Source organism: Kocuria oxytropis, from assembly GCF_040981195.1.
In the GTDB taxonomy this organism is placed as follows: Bacteria; Actinomycetota; Actinomycetes; order Actinomycetales; family Micrococcaceae; genus Kocuria; species Kocuria oxytropis.
Map to the genome: position 1 here is coordinate 191,786 of NZ_JAVFXA010000003.1, position 23,353 is coordinate 215,138.

A 23,353-nucleotide genomic window follows, 5' to 3' on the forward strand; every position below is an offset into this window, starting at 1 on the left:
CTGGAGGCCGAACTGCGGGCGCCGACCGCGGTCCCCCAGCCGGGGCGGAGCGCCCGGGTGACGAGGAGGATCCCCACGTGAGCACCACGGTCAGCCCCTGCCCCAACCGCAAGACCTGGGACGCCACCGTCCGCGTGACCGGCGGGCACCCGCAGCAGCTGTGGGGCATCGGCGAGGCGCAGGTCTCCGCCGAGGGACCGGGTCTGCGGGTGGACCGGGTCATGGTCCACGACGCCGCGCAGCGGACCGTGGGCTACGCGCAGCTCTATCTGCGCTCCGAGGCCGAGCGGGTGGTCGCCGGGACCGTGCACTGCCACGTCCACCGGCCCGAGGACCTGCCCGTGGTCGCCGCCTCGCTCGCCGACTGGGTCCGGGAGGAGCACTCGGCGGTGCTGCTGCGCTTCCAGGCCGACACCCTCCGCGTCCCCGGCGCGGAGGAGGCGCTGGAGACCGCCGGGTTCGCCCGGCCCGCCGCGGGGGCCGGCCCGGCGGAGCCGCGCCGGCTGGAGGTGCTGCTGGGGGAGACCGAGCGGGACCTCTCGCGGCGGCTCTCCGAGGCCACCCTGGACCGGTGCCGCACGGCCCTGCGCACTCCGGGCGTCACCGTCCGCGAGGTCACCGCCGACAGCCGGGTGCTCGCGAACATCGGGCTGCGCACCCGGCTCATCAATCAGCTGCTGGAGGACCTGGGCGAGGACTCGCTGCTGCTCGTGGCCACCGAGGCCGGCGAGGACGGCCGCGAGGCGGCCCTGGGCTACCTGTGGTTCGTGCACACCCGCGGGCTGGCGATGATCTACCGGCTCGGCTTCACCCGCCGGGGCCGTGACCTCGGCGTGGACGACGCCCTGCTGCTCACCGGAATCGTGGAGCTGCAGAAGCGGCGCGTCCAGCGGCTCGACGGCGGCGACCCGGACGAGACGGAGGTGCCGCTGGTGATCCGCGAGCTCGCCGGGGCGGAACGGCCGGTGCTGGGTCCGTGGGAGAAGCCGCTGGGGCGGGGCCCGGCCGGGGAGTTCAACGAGGACGTCGCCGACGCCGCGGCCGCGGCCACCGGCACGGCCGTCGCCGCGGAGTTGGGCCTCGGCGAGTCCGCCCCGGCGTGGTCCCCCGAGACCGAGGAGGCGGACGACGAGCCCGAGGACGACGAGGGCGCGGGGCGTCCGCCGCGGGGACGGGCCCGGCGGGCCCGGGACCTCACCCGCCGGGTGGTCACGGAGGGGATGTCCGCGCTGCGCGACGCCGCGGGGCGCTGACGGCGGACACCTCCGCGCGGGACCGGCTCAGGCCTCCCGGCGGCGGATCCCGGCGACGGCCGTCCGGAGCCGGCCCGGCAGCCCCGGCAGGGCCTTGCGGGCCGAGAGCGCGGCCTCCCGGGCGGCGCGCACCCGGGTGTAGGCGGCGTACTTCCCGCGGCTCAGCGGCAGGTCCCACGTTCCCGGGTAGGACTCCGGGCGGCCGCCGAAGGACCGCTTGAACTTGGTGAAGCCGTGCCAGGCGTGCTCCGGGCCGGCGTCCTCGGGCGCGGTGCCGAAGAGGTCGAAGCGGCGCAGCCCCTTCTCCCGGGCGTCGAGGACCATCCGCACGACCAGTGGGATCCCCGCCGAGAGCTTCCGGTGCTCGAAGTCCATCGCGGCGTGGGCGTAGGTGCGGGTGTCGTCGGAGTCGTAGACGAGGGAGGCGCCGATGGGCTCCCCCTCCAGCCGGGCCACGTAGAGGACCGCCGCGCCCACGGGCATGAGGCTGCGGGCGGCCTCGCGCAGGTAGGCGTCCTGCTGGCGGGCGAAGTCCTTGCGCTCGGCCGTGGCCTCGAGGAAGCCGAGCAGCACGTCCACGTCCTGCGGGTCGGTCGAGGTCGTGAAGGTCACGCCCTTCTTGGCGATGTTGCGGTGCAGGTTGCGGTTGGTGGACTTCATGTCCTTGAGGATCGCGTCCTCGTCCCGGGTGAGGTCGATGACCTGGGTGTGCCCGGGCTGGACCTGCCGGGGCGCCGGGCGCAGCCCGCGCCGGCGCAGGGAGGCCTCGGGCGTCTCGAGCCCGTCCGTCACCGCGGCGTCGACCGGCTCCACCCGCACGAACCAGCAGCGCTCGGCCCGGGCGGTGCGGGCGAGGTCCTCGAGCGCGGCCTCGAAGGCCTCCGGGGTCTTGGCCTCGGGGCCGTACGGGCAGTAGAGGTAGCGGCCGGTCCGCCCGCCCTCGAGGATCGCGAGGTAGCGCCATCCGTCCCCGGAGGCCTGGAACACCGTGTGCCCCAGGTTCCGCTGGAAATCGGCCCATGCGTTCGACTGCAGTATGTTCGCCACGCCCCCACTGTACCGGGGCGTCCGGGCCCGTCCGGCGACCTCCGTGCTGGGCCGCTCAGGGCACCGAGCAGGTGCCGTTGGGCGTGAGCTCCTGCGCTCCCACCAGGGGTTTCGCCGCCGGCACGGGGACCGTCATCGCGATCCCGGAGCCCACCGCCGTGCCCGCGGCCAGGGCCTGGGCGTCCCGGGCGCCGCGGTCGGTGGCCTCCTCGAGCACTCGGTCGATGTCCTCGTGCAGGAGCTCGTAGTCCGGGTAGGTGGGGAAGGAGGGGTCGTAGTAGGGCGGCCCGGCGGCGTACTGCACCAGCTCGTGCTCCTTGGCTTTGAGGGCCACGTCGACGAACGAGCCGATCTGGCTCTGCGGGATGTCGGTCTCCACGATCTGGGTTCCGGACTCCGCGAGCTCCTCGAACCGGGTCAGCACGTTGACCGGGTTCAGCTGCTTCAGCATCGCGGCCTGCACGCAGCGTTGGCGCGCCTGGCGGTCGTAGTCGGTGGCCCCCTCGCGGGAGCGGGCGTACCAGAGGGCGTGGAAGCCGTCCAGGTGCTGGACGCCGGGCTCGATGTAGCCGAAGATCTCGTTGGGCTGGCCGGTGAGCAGGTCGGTCCCGCCGCCGATGGGCACGCGCCCGCCCACGTCGATGGTGATCCCGCCCAGGGCGTCCACGAGCTTCTCGAAGCCGTTCATCTCGACGATCGCGTAGGCCTGCACGTCGATGCCGAGAATGCCCTCGGCGGCGTCCTTCATGGCCTCGGCGCCGGGGTCGGCGGCGTCGGGGTAGAGCTCGGGGTAGTTGTTGGTGACGTCGGTGTAGAGGGCGTTGAGGATGCACTCGTCACCGCAGTTGAAGCCCTCGGGGTAGACGTCGGCCAGCGGCGAGTCCTCGGGGAAGGGCGCGTTCTGCAGGTTGCGGGGCAGGGAGATGGTCACGGTCCGCCCGGAGTCGGCGTCCACGCTGAGCACCGTCATCGAGTCGGGGCGGCGGCCCGAGCGGTCCTCCCCGGAGTCGGTGCCCATGAGCAGGATGTTGTAGCGCCCGTCCGAGGGACGGAACGGCAACCCGCCCCCGAAGACGTCCGAGACCGCTCCGCGGGTCACGGACAGCAGGTAGGCGGAGTAGGCCAGCCCGCCCGAGGTGAGCAGCATGAGCGCCACGGTGGCCGCGGCCACCGCACGACGCGTCTTCTGCGCGAGCAGGCGCGGGCGGATGAGCCGGAACGTGTCCACGAAGAGGAAGGCCCACCCGAGCGCGAGCGCCACCAGCCCGGCGATCACCAGCAGGGACGTGAACGAGTTGGTGAGGAACCAGACCAGGGGGGTCCGCCACAGGAGCAGGCAGAGCAGGGCCAGGGCGGCCGCGGCCCAGGCGACCACGTCGACCCTGAGGGCCGCGCGCCCCGTGGCCCGCCGGCCCGCGACGAGCTGGGCGCTGCCGGGGACCACGAGCGTGGACAGCAGCAGCGTCCAGGCGCGCCGGGTCCGGGTGCCGTCGCCGGCGTGCTGCGGGTGGCGCAGGGGATCCGTGAGCCGGGGCGGGCCCGCCGCGTCGTCGTCGGCGTCGCGCACGGCCGTCACGGCGTCGGGCGGGAGGTCCCGGGGCCGGGACTCCTGGGCGGACGGGTCGCGCGGGGGGCGGGGATCGTGCTCAGCGCGGGGGGTGTGGCCGTTCACGGGCAGCTCCGGCGGGGAAGGGCGGGCAGGGGAAGGGCGGTGCGGCCGGCTCAGCCGTCGAGGCGGGCGCGCAGGGCGGCACCCTTGTCCTGGGCGGTGCGCCGGAGCTCGTCGGCGAAGTCCACGAGCCGCCCGCGCAGGGCCTCGGCCTGCGGGTCCGTGCCGGCGGCGAGGATCCGGGCCGCCAGCAGCCCGGCGTTGCGGGCCCCGCCGATGGAGACGGTGGCCACCGGGACGCCCGCGGGCATCTGCACGATGGACAGCAGCGAGTCCATGCCGTCGAGGGTCTTCAGCGGCACCGGGACACCGATCACGGGCAGCGGGGTCACCGAGGCGAGCATCCCCGGCAGGTGGGCCGCACCGCCGGCCCCGGCGATGATCACCCGCAGTCCCCGTTCGTGGGCCCGCCGGCCGTAGTCGATCATCTCGGTGGGCATCCGGTGGGCGGACACGACGTCGGCCTCGTACGGGATCCCGAACTCCTCCAGCGCGGTGGCCGCGGCCTCCATCACGGGCCAGTCGGAGTCCGAGCCCATCACGACGCCCACCACGGGCTGCTGCTTCTCGTTCACTGGTGCTCCTGGGCTGCTCGGCGAGTCGGGGCCGCCATCGCGGTCCGGTCTGGGGCTACGCTATCCGTCCCGGCTGGACGGGCCGTGGGAGGCACGCGGTCAGGCCTGCCCGTCGCGCAGCACGGACGCGGCGCGGGCCGCCCGCCGGCGCAGCTCCGGGATCTCGTCCGCGGCGCCGGTGACGTTGACGTGGCCGATCTTGCGCCCGGGCCGCACGGCCTTGCCGTAGTTGTGGATCTTGGCCCGGGGCTCGGCGCCCATCGCGGCCCGGTAGGCACCGAACAGGTCCTGGTTCGCCCCGCCCAGGTAGTTCTTCATCACCGCGGACCCGCCGATCAGCCCGGTGTCCCCGAGCGGGAGGTCCAGCACGGCGCGCAGGTGCTGCTCGAACTGGCTCGTCACGGAGCCGTCCATGGTCCAGTGCCCGGAGTTGTGCGGGCGCATGGCCAGCTCGTTGACCAGGAACCCGGCGCCGCGGCCGGGGGTCTCGAACAGCTCCACGGCCATCACCCCGGTCACGCCCAGCTCCGTGGCCAGGGTCCGGGCGGCGTCCGCGGCCGCGGAGGCGACCTCGGGGGCCAGCTGCGGGGCGGGCGCGAGCACCTCGTCGCAGACGCCGTCCACCTGGATCGACTCCACCACCGGCCACGCCCGCACCTCGCCCGAAGGGGTGCGGGCCACGAGGGCCGAGAGCTCCCGGGAGAAGGCGACCTTCTCCTCGGCCAGCAGGGGACCGTCGGTGCGGGCGAACCACTGCGCGGGCTCGGCCCCGCGGGCGGCCTCGGGGGTGTCGAGCACCATGACGCCCTTGCCGTCGTAGCCGCCGCGCGGCGTCTTGAGCACCACGGGCCAGCCCGTGCGCTCGCCGAAGGCGACCAGCTCCTCGGCGTCGGCCACCGCCTCCCACTGCGGGTTGGGCAGCCCGAGGCGTTCCACGGCCGCGCGCATCCACAGCTTGTCCTGGGCGTGCACCAGCGCGTCCGGGCCCGGGCGGACGTCGACGCCCTCGGCCACCAGGGTCCGCAGGTGCTCGGTGGGCACGTGCTCGTGGTCGAACGTGAGGACGTCGACGTCCTGGGCGAACCGGCGCAGCACCTCGAGGTCGGTGTAGTCGCCCACGGGTGCGGTGGGCACGGCGGCGACGGCCGAGACGTCGGGGCCCTCGGCGAGCACGCGCAGCTCGATCCCCAGGGCGGTGGCGGAGGGCGCCATCATGCGGGCGAGCTGCCCGCCTCCGACGACGCCGACGACAGGGACGGTCACAGAAGAATTCACCCGACCAGGGTATCCCGGTCCGCGGGCGCCTCCGGGCGCGGACCCGGCGCCCCGGTGCTCCGCCCCGCGAGGGCCCTCCGTGGTCCGGGAACGGTCCGGGAACGGCCAGGGGACCGTGCGGTCATGCCCGGGTGCGGCGGACAGGGGCGGGGTAGGATGTCCCGAGGTCCGCCGCGGGCGCCCTCCGGAGCCCGCCGACCGCCGCGCCGGCCGGCGCGCACCGCCTCACCACCTGGGAGACCTGAAGCCGCGTGAATCGTCTCGTCGACCGTTTCGATGCCCTCTGGCACCTCTTCGTCAAGGAACTCATGAAGTTCGGGGTGGTCGGCGCGCTCGCGTTCCTCATCAACGCCTCGCTCACGTGGATCCTGATGCACACCGTGTTCGAGGACGGCCACCTCAAGGCGAAGTTCGTGGCCACGGCCGTGGCCATCGCCTTCGCCTGGGTCGCCAACCGGCTGTGGACGTTCCGGCACAAGCGCCAGTCGGACAAGCGCCGCGAGCTGATCCAGTTCCTCGTGGCCAACGGCATCGGCATGGCCATCGAGCTCGGCTGCCTGGGCTTCAGCTACTACGTGCTGGGCCTGACCAGCGCCTACGCCTCCTTCGTGTCCGGCACGATCATCGGTACGATCCTGGGCACGGTCTTCCGGTACTTCGCCTACCGCTTCTGGGTCTTCACCGAGGAGCTCGACGAGGACCCGAACTTCGCCGACACCGCGGCCCTCGAGATCGCCCTGATCACGGGGCGCCGCCCGGAGGACGCCGAGCACCCCCTCGGGGAGCACGGGCACCGTCACCGCGAGCACGAGCACCCCCCGGCGCAGGACGACCCTGCGCGACCCGCCCCGGACGCCCGCGAGGGGGCTGGACCGGCCGAGGGCCGCTGACGTCCCCGCTCAGAACCCGACGGCGTTCTCGGCCGCCAGCACCGACCGCCAGCTCGGGTCCGCCGCGTCCGCCGCACGGTCCGTGACCACCACGGCGCGCCCCCCGGCCAGCACGGCCAGCACCCGGCGCAGGAACCCCGCGTCCATCCGCAGCCCCGGCACGTGGACCGCGTCGGCCGTGCCCCAGGCCTGCTCCCGCCCGGAGGCGACCCCCTCCGGCAGCAGCTCGTCGTGGGTCAGGAATCCGTCGGTGTCCGCGGCCTGCAGGGCGTCGCCCTCCGGCGACGGCTCCTCGACGCCGGCGTAGACGTCCGCGTGGGAGCGCACCTCGGCGCAGTAGTCGAGGGCGTCCCCGTCCGGCAGCTCCCCTCGGTAGCCGAGGGAGAGCGCGGGCCGGTCGAGGACCACCGCTCGCGCGCCGGGCGGCACACGGTCCAGCAGCGGGGGAGTGGCCCCCTGCGTGTCGACGAGGCCGACGACGGCGCGGTCGCCGGACCCGGGCGCTCCTTCCGCCGGATCGACCGCGCGCACGGCGGCGCCCATGGTCCACGTGCCCAGGGCGGCCGCGAGGCTGCGCCAGTGCACCTCGTCACCGAGGGTCACCACGTCACCCGCCTCGAGGTCCAGCTCGTCCACCCACAGGTTCGCGGTCTTGGCCGCCCAGTTGTCGAGGACGCGCCCCGAGAGCTCCACCCGCTCTCCGTCCCCGCCGTACCAGATCAGCGCGGGACGGCTGCTGCTCCGCAGCCTGTCCATCAAACGGGGGACAGATCGGGGACTGGCGGTGTCCATGGTTCCTCCTCGTCGGTGCCGTGCCCCCGGCAGGGGCGGCACGGCATATGCGTGGGGCCGTATTCTTCACCCTCGGCGACCACTTCCGGAAATCGCGCCGTGACGTGGAAAAACGTCTACTCCCAAGAGCATGCGTCCCGGTTATCGTGACTAGGGCGCCCTCCCGGGAAGGGTTGACGCCACAGGAGTTACACACGTGTAATTGTGAAGTCCGGCAGACGATCAGCAAGGATACGATCTCCGGGATGCAACGGGCCGGCGCCCCCCGCAGTATGCCAGGCCCGGGCAATCGTGTCGGATGGAAGGAAAGTCATGGGAGAGGCCGCACGACAGCAGGTCGTGGACACCACCCCCCTCGGGGCCCGCCGCCTGAGCATGCGCTCGGTGCCCGAGGACTGGTTCGTGGACCCCGCCGACCCCCAGGCCGCCGAGCGGCACGTCCGGCGGGTGAGCGGCAGTCTCGAGGACCAGGCCACCGCCTACCTCAGGGCGCACGAGACCGTCCAGAACCTCTCCGGCGGCGCTGCGGCGCCCGCTCTCGACCTGCTCGAGGCACCCGACCCCGACGAGGGCTCCGACTGGAGCTCCGTGGCCGGGCTGTACGCCGTGGAGGAGGACGAGGGGGAGCTCGCGTGGCAGACCGACGCGCTGTGCGCCCAGACCGACCCGGAGGCCTTCTTCCCGGAGAAGGGCGGGTCCACGCGTGACGCCAAGCGCGTCTGCGAGGCGTGTCCCGTGCAGGCCGAGTGCCTCGACTACGCGATGAGCAAGGACGAGAAGTTCGGCATCTGGGGCGGGCTCTCGGAGCGCGAGCGCCGCCGCCTGCGCCGTCTCGCCCGCTGAGGTAGCTTCGGTCCATGAGCTCTTCCGGCAGCGCCACCCGTCCCTGCTCCCGCCAGACCTGCCGGCGGGACGCGGTGATGACGCTGACCTACGTGTACTCGGACTCGACCGCCGTGGTCGGCCCGCTCGCCGGGCACGCCGAACCCCACGCCTACGACCTGTGCGCCGTTCACGCGGACCGGCTCACCGTGCCCCGCGGCTGGCGGGTCGTGCGCCTGGAGCTGCCGGAGGACCGGGCCCGCCGCGAGGACATCGGCGCCGTGGCCGAGGCCGTCCGGGAGGCCGAGCCCCCGGCGCCCGTCCGCGACCGTCCGCGCACCGTCCTGCGCGACGTCTCCCTGCCGCGCTCGACCGCACCGCGCGCCACCCCACAGCCTGCACCGCCCCAGCCTGCCCCGCCTCGGCGGTCCTCACCGCAGCGGTCCTCCGCCGAGCGCCGGGCCGCGCCGGGAGCCTCCGTGACGTCCCCCGCGGCCCCGGAGGACCCTCAGGTCGCAGCGTCGGAGAACCGCCGGCCCCGCGGGCCGCGGACGAGCCCCGAGGCCCCCACATCGGTCCCCGGCCCCGCACCGGCCGCGCCGGCGGCGGGGGAGCCCCGGACCGCCGCTCCGGCCGCAGCCTCCCGCCCGGTCTCCCGGCCGGCGCCCGAGGTCGCGTGGCACGACGTCCCCATGCCCGGCACGCTGCAGCGGCCGCACCTGCGCCGCCCCGCCGCCGGCGGCCGCACCGGCCGGCCGGAGGCCTGACTCCGGTTCTCGACGGCCGGGCGGGTTCGCACCGTCCGTGCCGGCGGGCTCGCACCTGAGGGCAGCCAGTCCCGGACTGTCCGTTCCCGCCGGGTGACGACCCTCCGATCCCGCACAGCAGACAGCACGGTTCATTCCGGCCCGACGGCCCCGTGCCGCGCGTCCGCGCCGGGTTCTGACCCGGCGGTTCCGTGCCGGGCGTCCCCGCCGGGTTCCGGCCCGACGGCCCCGTGCCGCGCGTCCGCGCCGGGTTCCGGCCCGGCAGGTCCGTGCCGGGCGTCCGCGCCGGGTTCCGGCTCGGTCGGTCCATGCCGCGCGTCCCCGCCGGGTTCCGGGCCGTGCGGGTGCGGCGACCCTAGGATGAGCCGCAGACCGCACCTGTCCGGTGCGGGCCGCTCTTCCCCCCGGAGCACCAGGAGTCCCCCCATGACGGTTACTGCAACGACGCAGCCGACGCACGATCTCCACGCCGAAACCCACCACGACGCCCGGTCCGTCCGGCGCCACCAGGCACCGGCCGGGTCCCGCCCCGCCCCGTGGGCGGTCCCGGAGCCTGAGTCGGAGGCACCTGCGGCGCTCACCCTGGCGCCCGGGCTCCTCGCGCTCCTGCGGTGCCCCCTGACGGGCGGGACGCTGATCCCCGTGGACGCCGACCGGCTGATGAGCGACCGTCCGTTCCGCGACGGCGTGCACCCGGTCTACCCGGTCATCCGCGGCATCGCCTGCCTCGCGCCCGGGCGCTGACATCCGGGACGCCGGGTCCCGGTCGCTGAGACGCGGGACACCGGGACCCGGTGGCTGACACGCGGGACACCGGGACCCGGTCGCCGAGAGCCGGGACGCCGGGTCCCGGTCGCTGACACGCGGGACGCCGGGTCCCGGCCCCTGGGACGCGGGGCGCCGGGTCCGGGGCCGCGACGGAGTTAACATTTGTGACGGCGAGGGGCCGGATGGGACCCCGTGCGGCGGTCGGGCCTATCGTGGGGAGGAGTTCCCCAGCGTTCCCCCCAGCCCCCAGACGCGCGAGGTGCCCTTCCCCATGTCCCTGTCCTCCCGCCCGGATTCCGTGCTCCCCGCCGTGCGCTCGACGCCGGCTCCCCGGCGCCTGCTCGCGCTGGGCGTGCTGACCGCCCTGCTCGCCACCGGCTGCGCGCAGGCCGCCGGGGCTCCCGCGGAGGAGCCCACGGCCACGGCGCCCGCACCGCGGTCGGCCCCGGCGGCCACCGTCCCCCCGGGGCCGGAGCAGCCGGCCACGAACGCCCCGGCCGAGGTCACCGTGACCCCCGCGGACGCCGCCGTCGAGCACAACCCCGTGGACCCGGTCGTCGTGCGCGCCGAGCGCGGCGAGCTCACCGACGTCGTGCTCGTCCCCGCGGCGGGCGGGGAACCGGTCCCGGGGGAGCTCTCCGCCGACGGCAGCACCTGGACCAGCACCGGGGTCCTGGACTTCGACACGCGCTACGCGGTGCACTGGAGCGCATCCTCCGGCGCGGAAACCCCGGCGACCGGCACCAGCTCCTTCACCACCGTGCTCGCGGCCAACGAGGTGGACGCCCGCCTCAACGTCGTCGAGGGCGGGGTCTACGGCACCGGACAGGTCCTGCAGTTCACGTTCTCCGAACCCGTGGTCCACAAGGACCGGGTCGAGGAGGCGGTCGGCGTGTCCGGCGGCGGAGCCGGGGCGGGCGCCTTCCGCTGGTACTCGGACACGGTGGTCCGCTACCGCCCCGCCGAGAAGTGGGAGCCGCACTCGCGGATCACGGTCTCCCTCGACCTGCTCGGCCTCGACGTGGGCCACGGCATGGTGGGCAACCACGACCTGGACCGGAGCTTCACGATCGGTGCCGAGCACTACGCCCGGGTGGACAACAAGACCAAGACCCTGACGGCGTGGGTGGACGGCGAGGTCGCCGGGAGGTACCCCGTGACCCTGGGCAACGAGGACTGGCCCTCCACCACCGGGCAGAAGGTCATCATGGAGCAGGCGCCTACCTACCTGTTCAAGGCCTCCTCCCTGGACCTGCAGCCCGGGGACCCGCACTGGTACGAGACGTTCTGGGCCTCGAACGTCTCCCGGCTGACGGCCAGCGGCGAGTTCGTGCACCAGGCGCTGCCCTCGGCGATGCCCGTCCTCGGGGTCGCCAACGTCTCCCACGGGTGCATCGGCATGTCCCCCGAGGGCGCGAAGTTCATCCACGACGTGTTCCGCCCCGGGGACGTGGTGGAGGTCGTGGGCACGGGCTATCCGCAGGCCGACCCCGACGACGGGTACGGGGACTGGAACATCCCGCTGGAGCACTACGCGGACGAGCAGTGGCAGGGCAACTGGTGAGCGCGCGCCGCTGAGTCCCCGTGGGCCGCGCGGGCCCCGGTGGTGGGTAGGATCAGGACCGGCCGGAGCGGACCCGCCCGCCCCGGACCCCGCACCCCACCGACCGGAGGACCCGCCCGTGGCCACCCCCAGCAACGACCCGGCCCCCTGGCAGCAGGCCCGGCCGTCCGCGGACGACGACCGGCGCGAGGAGCCCGTGTGGACGGGCCTGCTCCCCGCCGTCGTCCCCGCGGACACCTCGTCCGACGACACCCGGGACGAACGGCACGACACCGAGCATCACACCGAGCACGACGACGCGCACGTCGCCGCCCGCCGGGCTGAGCGCGGCGGCGACCGCGGCGCCGGCCGGGACCTCGCGCCCGGCCGCACGGGCGGGAGCGCCCGCGCCGTCGGCGCCGACGAGGCCGCGGGGGACGAGGACCCGGACGAGGATGCCCGCCGCCGGGCCGCACTGCGCCGGGAGGCGCTCGCGGACGAGCCGAAGCTGCCGCGGCTGCAGCAGGTGTGCCTGGCGCTCGTGCTCCCGCTCGTGCTGCTGGCCGCGGCGGTGCGCGCGGTGGCCACGCCCCTTTTCCTGTGGGCGGAGTACCACCGTCCGGGCTTCCCGGCGGACAGCTACGGCTTCTCCACGGAGGAGCGGATGGTCCTCGGCTCCTACGGCCTGGACTACGTCATGAACTGGGCCCCGCCCGGCTTCCTGAGCGGGCTGCAGGACGCGGACGGCGCCCGGCTGTTCCTCGGCTCCGAGGTGGCGCACATGACCGACGTGAAGATCGTGCTGCAGAGCGCCCTCGCCGCGGTCGCGGTCCTGGCGCTGCTGGGCATCGTCTCCAGCCTGTACCTGCGGGCCAAGGCGCCGGGGGCGGCCTCCGGCGCCCTGTTCTTCGGCTCGTGGCTGACCGTGGCGCTGCTGGTCGCCCTGGCGGTCGCCGCGGTGCTCGGCTGGCAGCAGTTCTTCGCCCTGTTCCACTCCCTCTTCTTCGCGGACGGGTCCTGGACCTTCCGCGCCTCGGACACCCTCATCCGGCTGTATCCCACCCAGTTCTGGATGGACGCCGCGATCGCCGTGGCCGGGCTCGCCCTCCTGGGGGCGGTGGCGGTCATGATCGCCACCTGGCCCACCGCGTTCCGCCGGCACCGTGCCCTGGACCGGGTGCGCCGGCGGCAGGAGCTCAAGCGGCGGCTCGCCGGGCGCTGAGCCCGGCCGTGAGCCGGGGGCCGTGGCTCAGATCCACGCGGAGAACCACATCCGCTCCCGCCACTGGTCGTAGGCCACGGTCTCCGCGTACCAGATCGGCGCGAAGTGCGCGCTGATGAGGAGCACCGCGGCCGTGAACACGCCCACCACCGCGAGGCCCGCCCGCCGGCGCCGCAGACTGTCGCCGGGCCGACCCAGGACCAGGCCCAGCATGCCGGCGAGCATGAGCATCAGGGCCGGCTGCACGGGCAGCGCGTAGAAGTAGTACATGGTGCGCTCCGGGTACAGGAACCAGGGCAGGTACCCGGCGGCGAACACGCCGATGAGGGCCCCGAAGCGCCAGTCCCGCCGCACCGCCCACAGCCACGCGGCCACGAGCACGGCGGCGATCCCGGTCCACCACAGGAGCGGGTTGCCGATGTTGAGGATCGCCTGCGAGCAGTGCTCCACCGCGCACCCGGCCGTGCCCCGCTCCGGGTCCTCGTAGAAGTAGGAGGTGGGCCGGCCCAGGGTCAGCCACAGCCACGGCAGCGCCTCGTAGGAGTGCTCGGTGCCCAGGCCGCTGTGGAAGCCGTAGGCGGAGGAGTGGTAGGCCCACAGCGAGCGCAGGGGCGCGGGCAGCCACTGGGGGCCCTCGCCGGGGTGCTGCTGCGCCCAGGTGCGGTCGTAGGCGTCGGTCGAGGCGAACCAGCCCGCCCAGGAGGACACGTAGACCACCAGGCCCGTCCCGACGACCGCCACGAACGCGGGCACGCCGTCCCGAAGCACCCCGGCCGCCGCCCAGCGCCGCACCCCGGCCACCCGGCGGGCGTTGAGGTCCCACAGGACCGTGAGCACACCGAGACCGGCCACCAGGAACAGGGCGCTCCACTTCACCCCGACCGCGAGCCCGCAGGCCACGCCCGCCGCGATCCGCCACCAGCGCACGCCCAGCCACGGGCCCCACTCCAGGCGGCGCCGCAGCTCCGCCTCGGGGACGCCGCGGCCCGGGGCCGCGCCCAGCCGGGCGACCATGCGGCGGCGCCCGTGCTCCCGGTCCAGCAGGAGCAGGACGAGGGCCAGGAGCACGAAGAACATCAGGAACACGTCCAGCATCGCGAGCCGGGACTGCACCAGGTGCAGGCCGTCCACCGCGGTGAACAGGCCGGCCAGGGTGGCGACCGTGACGGAGCGGAAGAGCAGCCATCCGGCGGCGCACACCAGCGCGATCGAGAGCGTGCCGACCAGGGCCGCCGAGAAACGCCAGCCCAGGGGGTCCTCGGCGCCGAACAGCCACATGCCGGCCGCGATGAGCCACTTCCCGACCGGCGGGTGGACCACGTAGGAGGGGGTGTCGAGGGCCTCGGGCGGGGTGCCGGCCACGAACAGCTCGTCCGCGCCCTCCGGCCACTGGCGCTCGTAGCCGTGCAGCAGCAGGGAGTAGGAGTCCTTGACGTAGTACGTCTCGTCGAACACGATCGCGTCCGGGTGGGAGAGCCGGTGGAAGCGCAGCAGCCCGCCGAGCAGCACCACCAGCAGCGGGGCCAGCCACGCGAGGCGGGCCACTGCGGCGGGGGCCGGCAGCAGCCGCTCCCGCAGGGCGGCGGGGTCCAGGGCGGCGCGCAGGGTGCCCACCGGTGCCGCCCGCCGGGTCTCCGGGGCCGGGACTGGGGCGCGCACCGAGGAACTCACGGTGTCATCGTAGGGGACCGGTCCGGCCGTGCGCCGAACTCCCCGGAGGCGCCGCGGCGGCGCGCCGTAGAGTGGACCCGTGCACACGGACCCCCACGACGACCCCCACCACGACGCCCACGGCGACCACCACGCCGACGATCTCGGGGCCGCCCTCGACGGTGTCCTCGACGACACCTCCGGCGGCGCCCCCGCGGGTCCCGGGCAGGTCGTCCTGGCGGGCACCCCGATCGGCAACCTCGGCGACGCCCCGCCCCGGCTGCGCACGGCCCTGGAGACCGCGGACGTGCTCGCCGTGGAGGACACCCGGCGGCTGCGGCGGCTCACCGCCGGGCTCGGGGTCAGCACGCGGGGACGGGTGCTCACCCACCACGAGCACAACGAGGCCGGCCGGGTCGCGGAGCTGCTCGACGCCGTCCGCGCCGGCGGCACCGTGCTGGTGCTCTCCGACGCCGGGATGCCCACCGTCTCCGACCCCGGCTACCGCCTCGCGGAGGCCGCGGCCGCCGAGGGCCTGACCGTCACCGCGATCCCCGGCCCCTCCGCGGTGCTCATGGCGCTGGCCGTGTCCGGGCTGCCCACGGACCGCTTCACGTTCGAGGGCTTCCTGCCGCGGAAGTCCTCGGAGCGCGCCGCCCGGCTGGCCGAGCTCGACGGCGAGCGGCGCACCATGGTCTTCTACGAGGCCCCGCACCGGCTCGAGGTCATGCTCACCGCGCTGCGGGACGCGTTCGGGGCCGATCGCCGGGCCGTGGTCGCCCGGGAGCTGACCAAGCTGCACGAGGAGGTGGTGCGGGGACCGCTGAGCGAGCTCGTCGACTGGTGCGGGCGGGGCCAGGTGCGCGGGGAGATCGCCGTCGTCGTCGCCGGTGCCCCCGCCCCCGAGGCGGCCCGGCCCGAGGACCTCGTGGCCGAGGTCGAGACGCTCGTGGCCGGCGGCACCCGGCTCAAGGACGCCGCCGGCCAGGTCGCCGTGCGCACGGGCGTGGGCAAGCGGGAGCTCTACGAGACGGTCCTGGCCGCCCGCAAGGCCTAGCGGGCGGCGGAGGCCGGTCCCCGCCTCACACGCCGGCCGCGGCCGCGTGAGACCGAGTTGACCCGGGGCCCCGGCCGGCGACACGGTGCGGAAACATCGCCCCGCGAGACTGGGACGAGCCGGGACCCGGGCACGTGCGCCGCGGCCCCCGGCGTCCTCCCCGTCCGCCGAGCACCGGAGCCATGCCATGTCCTACGTTCCGCCCGCAGACTTCGTCACGAAGATGATCGACGCCGGAGAGGCGAAGGTCTTCATGTCCACCCGCGACACCCTCATCAGGGCGTTCATGGCCGGCGCCATCCTGGCGCTCGCCGCGGCGTTCGCGGTCACCGTCACCGTGCAGACCGGTCAGCCGCTGCTCGGGGCCGTGCTGTTCCCGGTCGGCTTCTGCCTGCTGTACCTGCTGGGCTTCGACCTCCTGACCGGCGTCTTCACCCTGGTGCCCCTGGCGCTCATCGACAAGCGGCCCGGCGTGACCGTCCGCTCGATGCTGCGCAACTGGGGTCTCGTGTTCACCGGCAACTTCGCCGGCGCGTTCCTCGTGGCCGTGCTGATGGCGATCATCGTCACCTACGGCTTCTCCGTGCCCCCGGACGAGGTGGGGCAGCGGATCGGCGAGATCGGCGAGGGCCGCACCGTGGGCTACGCCGAGTTCGGCGCCGCCGGGATGCTCACGCTGTTCGTCCGGGCCGTGCTGTGCAACTGGATGGTCTCCACCGGGGTGGTCGCCGCGATGATGTCCACCAGCGTCTCCGGGAAGGTCATCGCGATGTGGATGCCCATCATGCTGTTCTTCTACATGGGCTTCGAGCACTCCATCGTCAACATGTTCCTGTTCCCCTCCGGCCTGCTGCTCGGCGGCGACTTCTCGCTCATGGACTACCTCGTGTGGAACGAGATCCCCACCGTGCTCGGCAACCTGGTGGGCGGGCTCACCTTCGTGGGGCTCACCCTCTACGCCACCCACGCCCGCACCGGCGCATCCCGCGCCCGCCCGGTCCCGCAGGAGGAGCGCGTCCCGGTCGCGTGAGCCGCCCGCTCCGGCCGTCGCGTGAGCCGCCCGCGCCGTCCGTCCCGTCGGCCGCTCGCTCCGCCCGCTCGCTCCGGCCGCTCCGTCGGCCGCCCGCGCCGGCCGGAGCGCCGCCGGCCGTTCCGGCTCGACGGGTCCTGCCCCGGCCGGGCCCTCCCGACCATCCCGCTCACCGTCCTCCCCAGGAGCCCGCATGACCCCCATCCTGACCAAGTCCGACGCCGCCGACCTCGTGGTGGCCGCCCGCGTGCGCCGCGGCCTGTCCTGGCGCGAGATCGCCGACACGATCGGCGCCCCGCACGTCTGGACGACCGCCGCCCTGCTCGGCCAGCACCCGATGACCCCGGAGCAGGCAGGGCAGGTCTGCGACCTGCTCGGCCTGGACGGAACGGTGGCCGAGAGCCTGCAGCTGCAGCCGTCCCGCGGCAGCGACCCGGCGCGGATGACGGACCCCACGGTCTACCGCTTCGTCGAGGCGCTGTCCGTCTACGGGCCGGCGCTCAAGGAGCTCATCCACGAGGAGTTCGGCGACGGCATCATGAGCGCCATCAACTTCCGGGTGGACGTCTCCCGCCGCCCCGACCCGAACGGCGACCGCGTGGTGGTCACCTTCGACGGGAAGTTCCTCGACTACCAGTGGTGACCCCGGCCTCGCCGGCCCCGCCCAGCGCCGAGTCCCCCCGGTGCTCCCACATCCCCCCGATCGATCGAGGGGGAACGAGAGCACCGGGGGGACTCGGCGGCAGGGACGAGCGGGAGGAGCGTCAGCGGGGCCGGCGGCCTGCGGTCAGCGAGCGGGGGAGCCACCGGGCTCGCCGCGCCCCGGATCCGCCGCGTTCGGCCAGGGCGTCCCGCAGGGCCCTGACGTCCGCCGGGCCGGCCTCGGGCGACCACGCCGCGGTGCCCGGCGCGTAGAGGGCCCGCTCGGCGTCGCGGCCGAGGCGGCCCAGCGGCGCGGCGGCCGCCGGGGCCAGGGCGCCGAGCCGGTCGATGAACGCCCGGGGCGTCTCGGCGGCACGACGACCCACCCCGTGGTCGACGGCGAGGTCCTCGACCTCCGCCCAGCCGGCCAGGGCACGCTCTGGTGCCGGGAGCCCGTCGTCGCCCAGGACGCGGAGCCGGTGCCGGCGGCGCCGGGCACGCAGGAGCCGGGGGAGGACGGCCAGCAGGACCAGCAGCGCGACCGCCAGGCCGCCGGCCAGCCAGGCCGGCCACACCGCCGGGTCGGCGTCCTCCTCCGGCTGCGGCGCCGCGGAGGTCTCCGGGGTCGGCACGGCCGTGGGCTCGGCCGAGGGCGCGTCCGTCTCGGAGGGATCCGCCGTGCTGGCGGGGGTCGGCGCGTCGGTCGGTGCGCCGGTGGGCTCCGCGGTGCCCTCGCCCTCCTGGGACCTCCCCTCCCCGTCCTGGGAGCCCTCCGCCGCGTAGCCGGGGACGTCGCCGGTGCCGGGGGTCGGCTCGAAGCGCACCCACCCGGAGCCCTCGAACCACAGCTCGGGCCACGCGTGCGCGTCCCGGGGCAGGACCGTGAAGGAGCCCGGGTCCGCCGTCTCCCCGAAGGCCTCCTCCGCCCCCGGTGCGCCGTCCTGACCGGCCCCCGGGGCGGTGGCCGGCAGGTAGCCCACCGCCACGCGCGCGGGGATCCCCAGCTCGCGGGCCATGACCGCCATCGCCGGGGCGAAGTGCCCGGCGTAGCCCGTGCGCACGGCCAGGAACTCCTCGAGGGAGCCCATGCCGCCGGCGTCGTAGCCCTGCTCGAGCGGGGCGTCCACGTCGTAGCGGAACTCGTCGGAGCGCAGCCACTCCTGCAGCGCCAGGGCCTGGTCGAAGGCCGTGGGGGCGTCGCCGGCCCGGTCCCGGGCGGCGTCCCGCAGGGCGGCCGGGGTGTCCTCCGGCAGCTCGAGGAACGGGGCGAGCTCCTCGGAGTCCGGCGGGGCGGGGGCCTCGCGCAGCTGCGCGGAGGTGGGCTCGGGCACGATCGAGCGGACCTCGTAGGCGGTGCCCTCCGGCGGGACCCGGTCCCCGCGCACGGCGAGGTCACGGGGGCTCCAGGACCAGTCGCCGGCCTCGGGCCCCGTCATGTCCACCGGCGCCCACGGCAGCGGCAGCCACCGCTCGGACCAGTCCCGCAGCTCCACGGCGGTGGTGCGCTCGGGGCCTTCGGCCGGCGGCTGGAGCGGGGTCGGCCCGACGTCGTCGAGCCCGGCCTCCAGCCCGGTGGCGTCCGGGAACCACTCCGCGCCGGAGAAGTCGTCCAGGGTGAGCACCCGCAGCAGCTCGGGCTCCCCGGTGCTCGTCGTGTACTCGAGCCGGGGCAGCTGCTGCGCGGAGCGCAGGTCCTGGCCCACCGCCCGCAGCGGCCCCACCCCGGGGGCGCGCTCGCCGGCCGGACCGCTGCCCTGGGGAAAGGCCCCGTTGACGAAACCGGGCACCAGACCGGGGACCAGCAGGGTCACGGCCAGCACGCCGGCACCCACCACGAGGGCCCGCGGCCAGGTGCCCGGCGCCGCCGCGGTGCGGGGCTCCCGCACCGCGCCGAAGCGCCTCCCGCCGCCGAGCAGGACCAGCGCGGCGAGCACGGCGGCCGCCGTCCCGGCGGCGCCCACGCTCTCGGGGAGCACCAGGGCCGGCACCACGAGCAGCGCCAGGACGCCGAGCGCGCTGGCTCCCGGCAGCCGCAGGGCCACGAGCACCGTGTCCACGAACAGGGTCACGGCCCCCGCCGCGCAGGCCGCCACGAACGAGAGCGCCGCGGCCGCCGGGTAGGGGGCGGGCCGCTCGGCGGCGACCCCGGCGGCCTCCCGCCACAGCTGGACGGCCAGGGACAGGCTCCCGGGCGTGGGGACGAGGCCGAGCAGCGCGGCCTCGCGCAGGAACAGCACCGTGAGGACCAGGACCAGGGCGCCGGCGCCGAACAGGGGCGCCAGCGCGCCCGGCAGGCGCAGCACCCGGGACGTGGTGGTCGCGGCGACCACGGCGAGGGCGGCGAGCACCGTCCCGGGCAGCCAGCCCGTCCCGTCGAGAACGCCGGCCAGGGCCACGAGGGACAGCCCGACGGCCACGAGGACCGTGCCGGCCAGCCCCAGGAGGGCGGGCACCGGGCGGGGGGAGCGACCGGGCGCGGGCGCGGGCGCTCCCGGCCGGGCGGGGGCCGCGGGGGCGCGGACGGCGGCGCTCACCGGAGCGCCCCGGCCGGGCGGGAGCCGGTGCCCAGCTGCGCCCACGCGTCCTCGGGCGCGGTGGACGCGCTCACGACGACGACGGACCAGCCCGCCGCCTCGAGCACTCCCGCCCCGTCCGGGACCCGGCCGGGCGAGGAGGTGACCAGCACCGCGCTGCCCGCCGGGATCCGCTGCGTGCCGCGCAGGACCGCCTCCGCCGCGGCCGCCCCGAGGTCCCCGGAGACCAGCAGCACGGGGTGGACCAGGCCGTCCCGGTCGAACCGGTCGGCCAGGGCGTCCGCCGCCGTGCCGTCCACCGTCCCGCCGGAGACCCTCCCGCGCGGTGCGGGCTCGGGGCGCACCCGGGCCAGCCCGTGCCGGGCGTCCTCGGCGCCGTCGTCGGTGACGGCGGTGGCGCGGGCGCGGAGCGGGGCGCCGTCGTCGTCCTCCCCGCCGCGGGGCAGGGGGCGGCCGGTGGTGTCGAGGGCGTGCACCGCGGTCTCGCGCTGGGTGAGGTGCTCGAGCACGGCCGCGGTGAAGGACACGGCCCACTCGAACTCGGCCGTGCTGGGGAGCACGCCGGCCCACAGCCGCTCCCCGGGCCAGGAGCCCTCGTCCCGGTCCAGGACCAGGGTGAGGCGGCGGGTGCTGCGCGGGTCCTCCTGGCGGACCATCAGCCGCCCGTGCTTGGCGGAGGCGGCCCAATGCACCCGGCGCATGGGGTCCCCGTGCCGGTACTCGCGCGTGGTGACGTTGTCCGGGCCCGGCTGGGGCTGCGCCGTCCGGGACGGGTCCGTGCCGGACTCCCGCAGCCGGTCGGCGCTGATCTCCGGCAGCTCCACCGGGTCCGGGGCCACGTGCAGGGAGGTGCGCTCCGAGGCGTCCAGCAGCTCGGCGGCGAGCCCGAACGGGTCGGCGACCCGCACGGTGGCCGGTCCCAGGGCGTACACGCCGCGGCGGCGCGGCCGCACGGTGTAGGCCGCGGGCTCCCCGCCGGCCTCCACGCTCAGCTCCCGGTCCCCGCCCAGCGGCTCCGGCACCGTCTCGTGCACCGCGATCGCCCCCGTGACGGTGCCGCCGCGCCGGGTCCGGTGCCGCACGCGCAGCCGGACCACGGCCGAGTCCCCGGCCGTCACGAGCGCCGGCTCCACGCCGCGCTTGAGCAGCACCCTCGGCTTCACCACGTACAGGGACAGCGCCGCGAACAGGGGCGCCCCGCCCAGGAACAGGGCCAGCGCCAGCACGTCCTTGCGTCCCAGCCAGGTGGCCAGCAGCAGGCACAGCGCGCCCGCCCCCAGGAACGCCCATCCGCGCCCCGTGAACCGGGCCCGGGAGTCCACGGGCTGCTCCGCCCGCTCGCCCTGCGCCGTCCGGCCCGGATCCGGCCGGCGGCTCATCGGGACCGGGGGGTGTGCTCGGCCGGGACCCGCACCTCGTCCAGCACCGAGCGCACCAGCTCCTCCGCGGAGTCCGTGCCCGCGCGCCGGTCCAGGATCAGGCGGTGGGCGAGCACCGGCACCGCGACCGCCCGCACGTCGTCCGGCAGGACGTAGTCACGCCCGCTCAGGGCCGCTTCCGCGCGGGCCGCGGCCTGCAGCTGGAGCAGCGCCCGGGGGCTGGCGCCCAGCCGGATCTGCGGGTGCGAGCGCGTGGCCTGGCCGAGGGCCACCACGTAGGCGCGCACCGCGTCCGAGACGTGGATGCCGCGCACGTGCGCCACCAGGCGGGCCGCGTCCTGCACCGACACGACCGGTTCCAGGTCCGCCAGCGGGGAGCCGCCGCCGTGGTCGGAGAGCATCAGCATCTCCGCCTCGGTGTCCGGGTAGCCCATCGAGATCCGCGCCGTGAACCGGTCCCGCTGCGCCTCCGGCAGCGGGAACGTGCCGTCCATCTCCACCGGGTTCTGCGTGGCCACCACCATGAACGGGGTCGAGAGCCGGTACGTGGTCCCGTCCGCCGTGACCTGTCCCTCGGCCATGCACTCGAGCAGCGCGGACTGCGTCTTGGCCGAGGCGCGGTTGATCTCGTCCCCGATCACCACGTTGGCGAACACGGGCCCCGGCTTGAACTCGAACTCGCGCCGGGCCTGGTCGTACACCGAGACGCCCGTGATGTCCGTGGGCAGCAGGTCCGGGGTGAACTGCACGCGCGAGACCGTTCCGCCGATCGCGCTCGCCAGCGTGCGGGCCAGCATGGTCTTGCCCACTCCCGGGACGTCCTCGACCAGCAGGTGCCCACCGGCCAGCAGCACGCTTAGCGCCGTGCGCGCCGCCTCCGGCTTGCCGTCGATCACCGCGTTGATCCGGTCCAGGATGGCCTGCGTGTACTGGGGGAAGGACTCCATGGGCTCCTCGGCTTCCTGATCGCGTCTGCAGCTCCCAGTATGTCCGCAGCGGGCGCAGCTCGTAGATTGGTGGGGGCGGAACACACCCGCGTGTTCCGGCTCCACCCCGGTCCCGGGACCGCAGGAGCTCCACGAGGACCCCGGGAAGCGCTCCGGTGCCGCCCGGGATCCGGCCGCCCGGTCCCGGTCCCTTCACCGTCAGTCCGTCCCAGATCCTCCGCTCGTCCCTGATCCTCCGTCCTCTGCCCGTCGCCGAGATCCCCCTGCCCGCCCTGCCCGACCGTCCGACGGCCCGTCTCCGAGTTCTCCCTGCCGTTCCGGGTCCTGCCTGCTGGATCCCCGGCCGTCCCGACCGTTCCCGACCGTTCCCGACCGTCCCGACCGTCCCCGACCCTCCCGAGGTGCCGCCCGTGACCGACCCCAACGCCACCCTGCTCACCGCTTCCCTGTGGCCCGACCCCGCCGACCGGCCCGGACCCGCCCCGGGCGCCGCCCCCGCCGCCTACGAGCCCGAGCACTACGCGGTGCCCGAGGACGTCCCCGCGGGGGAGGGCACCCGGCGCCGGTCCGCCCAGGCCGACGACGGGCGCCGCCGCAATCTCGCCTACCCGCCCGCGCCGGAACCGCTGCCGCACCCGGTGGTCGACAACCACACCCACCTGGACCTCCAGGACGGCCGGGTCCAGGTCTCGGTGCGGGACGCCGCGGACGCGGCCGCCCTCGCCGGGGTGGGCGGACTCGTCCAGGTCGGCTGCGACGTCCCGTCCTCCCGCTTCGCCGTGGCCGCCGCCCAGGCGGACCCCCGCGTGCTCGCCGCGGTCGCGCTGCACCCCAACGAGGCGCCGAAGCTCGCGGCCGCCGGCACCCTCGACGACGCGCTCGCCGCGATCCAGGAGCTGGGGGAGCACGAGCGGGTGCGGGCCTTCGGCGAGACCGGCCTCGACTACTACCGCACCGAGGGGGAGGGACGGGAGCACCAGAAGCGGTCCTTCCGGGAGCACATCCGCTTCGCCCGCGAGACCGGCAAGGCGCTGCAGATCCACGACCGGGATGCCCACGCCGACGTCGTCGCTGTCCTGCTGGAGGAGGGCGCCCCCGAGCGGACCGTGTTCCACTGCTTCTCCGGGGACGAGGAGCTCGCGCGGATCTGCAACGAGCACGGCTGGTACATGTCCTTCTCCGGCACCGTCACCTTCAAGAACAGCCACGACCTCAGGGCCGCGCTGCGCACCGCCCGCCCGGAGCTCGTGCTCACCGAGACCGACGCACCGTTCCTGACCCCCCACCCCTACCGGGGCCGGCCCAACGCCAGCTACGTGGTCAACTACACGGTGCGCGGCATGGCCGACATCCTCGAGCAGCAGCTGGAGCCCCTGTGCGAGTGCCTCTGGCGGAACACGGTGGAGGTCTACGGCCAGTTCTGACCCGCCCCAGTGCGCCGAGTCCCCACGCTCTGGGGCTCACGGACGTCGAGCCCCCAAGTCAGTCCCG

Annotated in this window: 20 protein-coding genes; 11 read left to right on the plus strand and 9 right to left on the minus strand. The window is 75.5% G+C overall.

What is annotated here, in order from left to right; translation table 11 throughout:
- Nucleotides 1–77: 77 nt before the first annotated feature.
- The gene (locus QYM41_RS04830) at nt 78–1,253 is read left to right on the plus strand and encodes a hypothetical protein (RefSeq protein ID WP_368798612.1); all 1,176 of its coding nucleotides are present in this window, start codon (nt 78–80) and stop codon (nt 1,251–1,253) included.
- Nucleotides 1,254–1,280: 27 nt separating this feature from the next.
- Here QYM41_RS04830 and QYM41_RS04835 read toward each other — a convergent pair whose 3' ends face one another.
- The 4 genes from QYM41_RS04835 to QYM41_RS04850 all read right to left on the minus strand — a co-directional run bounded on the left by QYM41_RS04835 (nt 1,281) and on the right by QYM41_RS04850 (nt 5,819).
- Nucleotides 1,281–2,300 (minus strand): lipid II:glycine glycyltransferase FemX, encoded by a 1,020-nt coding sequence (locus QYM41_RS04835; RefSeq protein ID WP_368798614.1) that lies wholly within the window; start codon nt 2,298–2,300, stop codon nt 1,281–1,283.
- 55 nt (nt 2,301–2,355) lie between these two features.
- On the minus strand, nt 2,356–3,972 hold the full coding sequence (locus QYM41_RS04840; protein WP_368798616.1) for an LCP family protein: 1,617 nt from the start codon (nt 3,970–3,972) through the stop codon (nt 2,356–2,358).
- A 50-nt stretch (nt 3,973–4,022) separates the two neighbouring features.
- Nucleotides 4,023–4,508 (minus strand): 5-(carboxyamino)imidazole ribonucleotide mutase, encoded by a 486-nt coding sequence (purE, locus tag QYM41_RS04845; RefSeq protein ID WP_368798701.1) that lies wholly within the window; start codon nt 4,506–4,508, stop codon nt 4,023–4,025.
- 135 nt (nt 4,509–4,643) lie between these two features.
- Nucleotides 4,644–5,819, minus strand: a complete 1,176-nt coding sequence (locus QYM41_RS04850; protein WP_368798617.1) for a 5-(carboxyamino)imidazole ribonucleotide synthase — start codon at nt 5,817–5,819, stop codon at nt 4,644–4,646.
- Nucleotides 5,820–6,070: 251 nt separating this feature from the next.
- On the opposite strand from QYM41_RS04850, the gene QYM41_RS04855 reads away from it, so the two are divergent.
- Entirely contained in the window at nt 6,071–6,709 is a 639-nt protein-coding gene (locus QYM41_RS04855; protein WP_368798618.1) for a GtrA family protein, read from the plus strand.
- A 9-nt stretch (nt 6,710–6,718) separates the two neighbouring features.
- Here the strand turns inward: QYM41_RS04855 and QYM41_RS04860 are convergent, their stop codons facing one another.
- The gene (locus QYM41_RS04860) at nt 6,719–7,501 is read right to left on the minus strand and encodes a TIGR03089 family protein (RefSeq protein WP_368798619.1); all 783 of its coding nucleotides are present in this window, start codon (nt 7,499–7,501) and stop codon (nt 6,719–6,721) included.
- 312 nt (nt 7,502–7,813) lie between these two features.
- Between QYM41_RS04860 and QYM41_RS04865 the strand changes: the two genes are divergently transcribed.
- From QYM41_RS04865 to QYM41_RS04885, 5 genes are all read left to right on the plus strand, one after another.
- Nucleotides 7,814–8,344, plus strand: coding sequence for a WhiB family transcriptional regulator (locus QYM41_RS04865; protein WP_368798620.1), 531 nt, complete (start codon nt 7,814–7,816; stop codon nt 8,342–8,344).
- 14 nt (nt 8,345–8,358) lie between these two features.
- Nucleotides 8,359–9,090, plus strand: coding sequence for a DUF3499 family protein (locus tag QYM41_RS04870; protein WP_368798621.1), 732 nt, complete (start codon nt 8,359–8,361; stop codon nt 9,088–9,090).
- 426 nt (nt 9,091–9,516) lie between these two features.
- A complete protein-coding gene (locus QYM41_RS04875; RefSeq protein WP_368798622.1) occupies nt 9,517–9,834 on the plus strand; it encodes a hypothetical protein in 318 nt (105 codons plus the stop codon).
- 295 nt (nt 9,835–10,129) lie between these two features.
- Nucleotides 10,130–11,422: a L,D-transpeptidase gene (locus QYM41_RS04880; protein WP_368798623.1), complete on the plus strand. Its 1,293-nt coding sequence runs from the start codon at nt 10,130–10,132 to the stop codon at nt 11,420–11,422.
- Between the two features lie 118 nt (nt 11,423–11,540).
- On the plus strand, nt 11,541–12,623 hold the full coding sequence (locus tag QYM41_RS04885; protein WP_368798624.1) for a TIGR01906 family membrane protein: 1,083 nt from the start codon (nt 11,541–11,543) through the stop codon (nt 12,621–12,623).
- Nucleotides 12,624–12,650: 27 nt separating this feature from the next.
- Here QYM41_RS04885 and QYM41_RS04890 read toward each other — a convergent pair whose 3' ends face one another.
- Nucleotides 12,651–14,294 carry a dolichyl-phosphate-mannose--protein mannosyltransferase gene (locus tag QYM41_RS04890; RefSeq protein ID WP_368798625.1) on the minus strand — a complete coding sequence of 548 codons (1,644 nt, stop codon included), beginning with the start codon at nt 14,292–14,294 and terminating at the stop codon, nt 12,651–12,653.
- 79 nt (nt 14,295–14,373) lie between these two features.
- Between QYM41_RS04890 and rsmI the strand changes: the two genes are divergently transcribed.
- The 3 genes from rsmI to cynS all read left to right on the plus strand — a co-directional run bounded on the left by rsmI (nt 14,374) and on the right by cynS (nt 17,003).
- Nucleotides 14,374–15,330 (plus strand): 16S rRNA (cytidine(1402)-2'-O)-methyltransferase, encoded by a 957-nt coding sequence (rsmI, locus tag QYM41_RS04895; protein ID WP_438612548.1) that lies wholly within the window; start codon nt 14,374–14,376, stop codon nt 15,328–15,330.
- Nucleotides 15,331–15,517: 187 nt separating this feature from the next.
- Nucleotides 15,518–16,360 carry a formate/nitrite transporter family protein gene (locus QYM41_RS04900; protein WP_368798626.1) on the plus strand — a complete coding sequence of 281 codons (843 nt, stop codon included), beginning with the start codon at nt 15,518–15,520 and terminating at the stop codon, nt 16,358–16,360.
- Nucleotides 16,361–16,553: 193 nt separating this feature from the next.
- Entirely contained in the window at nt 16,554–17,003 is a 450-nt protein-coding gene (gene cynS, locus QYM41_RS04905) for a cyanase (RefSeq protein WP_368798627.1), read from the plus strand.
- A gap of 121 nt (nt 17,004–17,124) precedes the next feature.
- Here the strand turns inward: cynS and QYM41_RS04910 are convergent, their stop codons facing one another.
- The 3 genes from QYM41_RS04910 to QYM41_RS04920 are packed head-to-tail and all read right to left on the minus strand — an operon-like array spanning nt 17,125 to nt 21,862.
- Nucleotides 17,125–19,536 (minus strand): transglutaminase TgpA family protein, encoded by a 2,412-nt coding sequence (locus QYM41_RS04910; protein WP_368798628.1) that lies wholly within the window; start codon nt 19,534–19,536, stop codon nt 17,125–17,127.
- Nucleotides 19,533–20,915 (minus strand): DUF58 domain-containing protein, encoded by a 1,383-nt coding sequence (locus QYM41_RS04915; RefSeq protein ID WP_368798629.1) that lies wholly within the window; start codon nt 20,913–20,915, stop codon nt 19,533–19,535. The genes QYM41_RS04910 and QYM41_RS04915 overlap by 4 nt, the downstream gene beginning before the upstream one ends.
- Complete coding sequence (locus tag QYM41_RS04920) at nt 20,912–21,862, minus strand: AAA family ATPase (RefSeq protein ID WP_368798630.1); 951 nt, start codon at nt 21,860–21,862, stop codon at nt 20,912–20,914. The genes QYM41_RS04915 and QYM41_RS04920 overlap by 4 nt, the downstream gene beginning before the upstream one ends.
- Nucleotides 21,863–22,272: 410 nt before the next feature.
- On the opposite strand from QYM41_RS04920, the gene QYM41_RS04925 reads away from it, so the two are divergent.
- Complete coding sequence (locus QYM41_RS04925) at nt 22,273–23,286, plus strand: TatD family hydrolase (protein WP_368798631.1); 1,014 nt, start codon at nt 22,273–22,275, stop codon at nt 23,284–23,286.
- Nucleotides 23,287–23,353: the final 67 nt, after the last annotated feature.

Coding starts and splice junctions, on each gene's coding strand:
- purE (WP_368798701.1), bottom strand. CDS start 4,508: ATGGGCTCGGACTCCGACTGGCCCGTGATGGAGGCCGCGGCCACCGCG.
- QYM41_RS04920 (WP_368798630.1), bottom strand. CDS start 21,862: ATGGAGTCCTTCCCCCAGTACACGCAGGCCATCCTGGACCGGATCAAC.
- QYM41_RS04915 (WP_368798629.1), bottom strand. CDS start 20,915: ATGAGCCGCCGGCCGGATCCGGGCCGGACGGCGCAGGGCGAGCGGGCG.
- QYM41_RS04870 (WP_368798621.1), top strand. CDS start 8,359: ATGAGCTCTTCCGGCAGCGCCACCCGTCCCTGCTCCCGCCAGACCTGC.
- cynS (WP_368798627.1), top strand. CDS start 16,554: ATGACCCCCATCCTGACCAAGTCCGACGCCGCCGACCTCGTGGTGGCC.
- QYM41_RS04860 (WP_368798619.1), bottom strand. CDS start 7,501: ATGGACACCGCCAGTCCCCGATCTGTCCCCCGTTTGATGGACAGGCTG.
- QYM41_RS04875 (WP_368798622.1), top strand. CDS start 9,517: ATGACGGTTACTGCAACGACGCAGCCGACGCACGATCTCCACGCCGAA.
- QYM41_RS04900 (WP_368798626.1), top strand. CDS start 15,518: ATGTCCTACGTTCCGCCCGCAGACTTCGTCACGAAGATGATCGACGCC.
- QYM41_RS04880 (WP_368798623.1), top strand. CDS start 10,130: ATGTCCCTGTCCTCCCGCCCGGATTCCGTGCTCCCCGCCGTGCGCTCG.
- QYM41_RS04865 (WP_368798620.1), top strand. CDS start 7,814: ATGGGAGAGGCCGCACGACAGCAGGTCGTGGACACCACCCCCCTCGGG.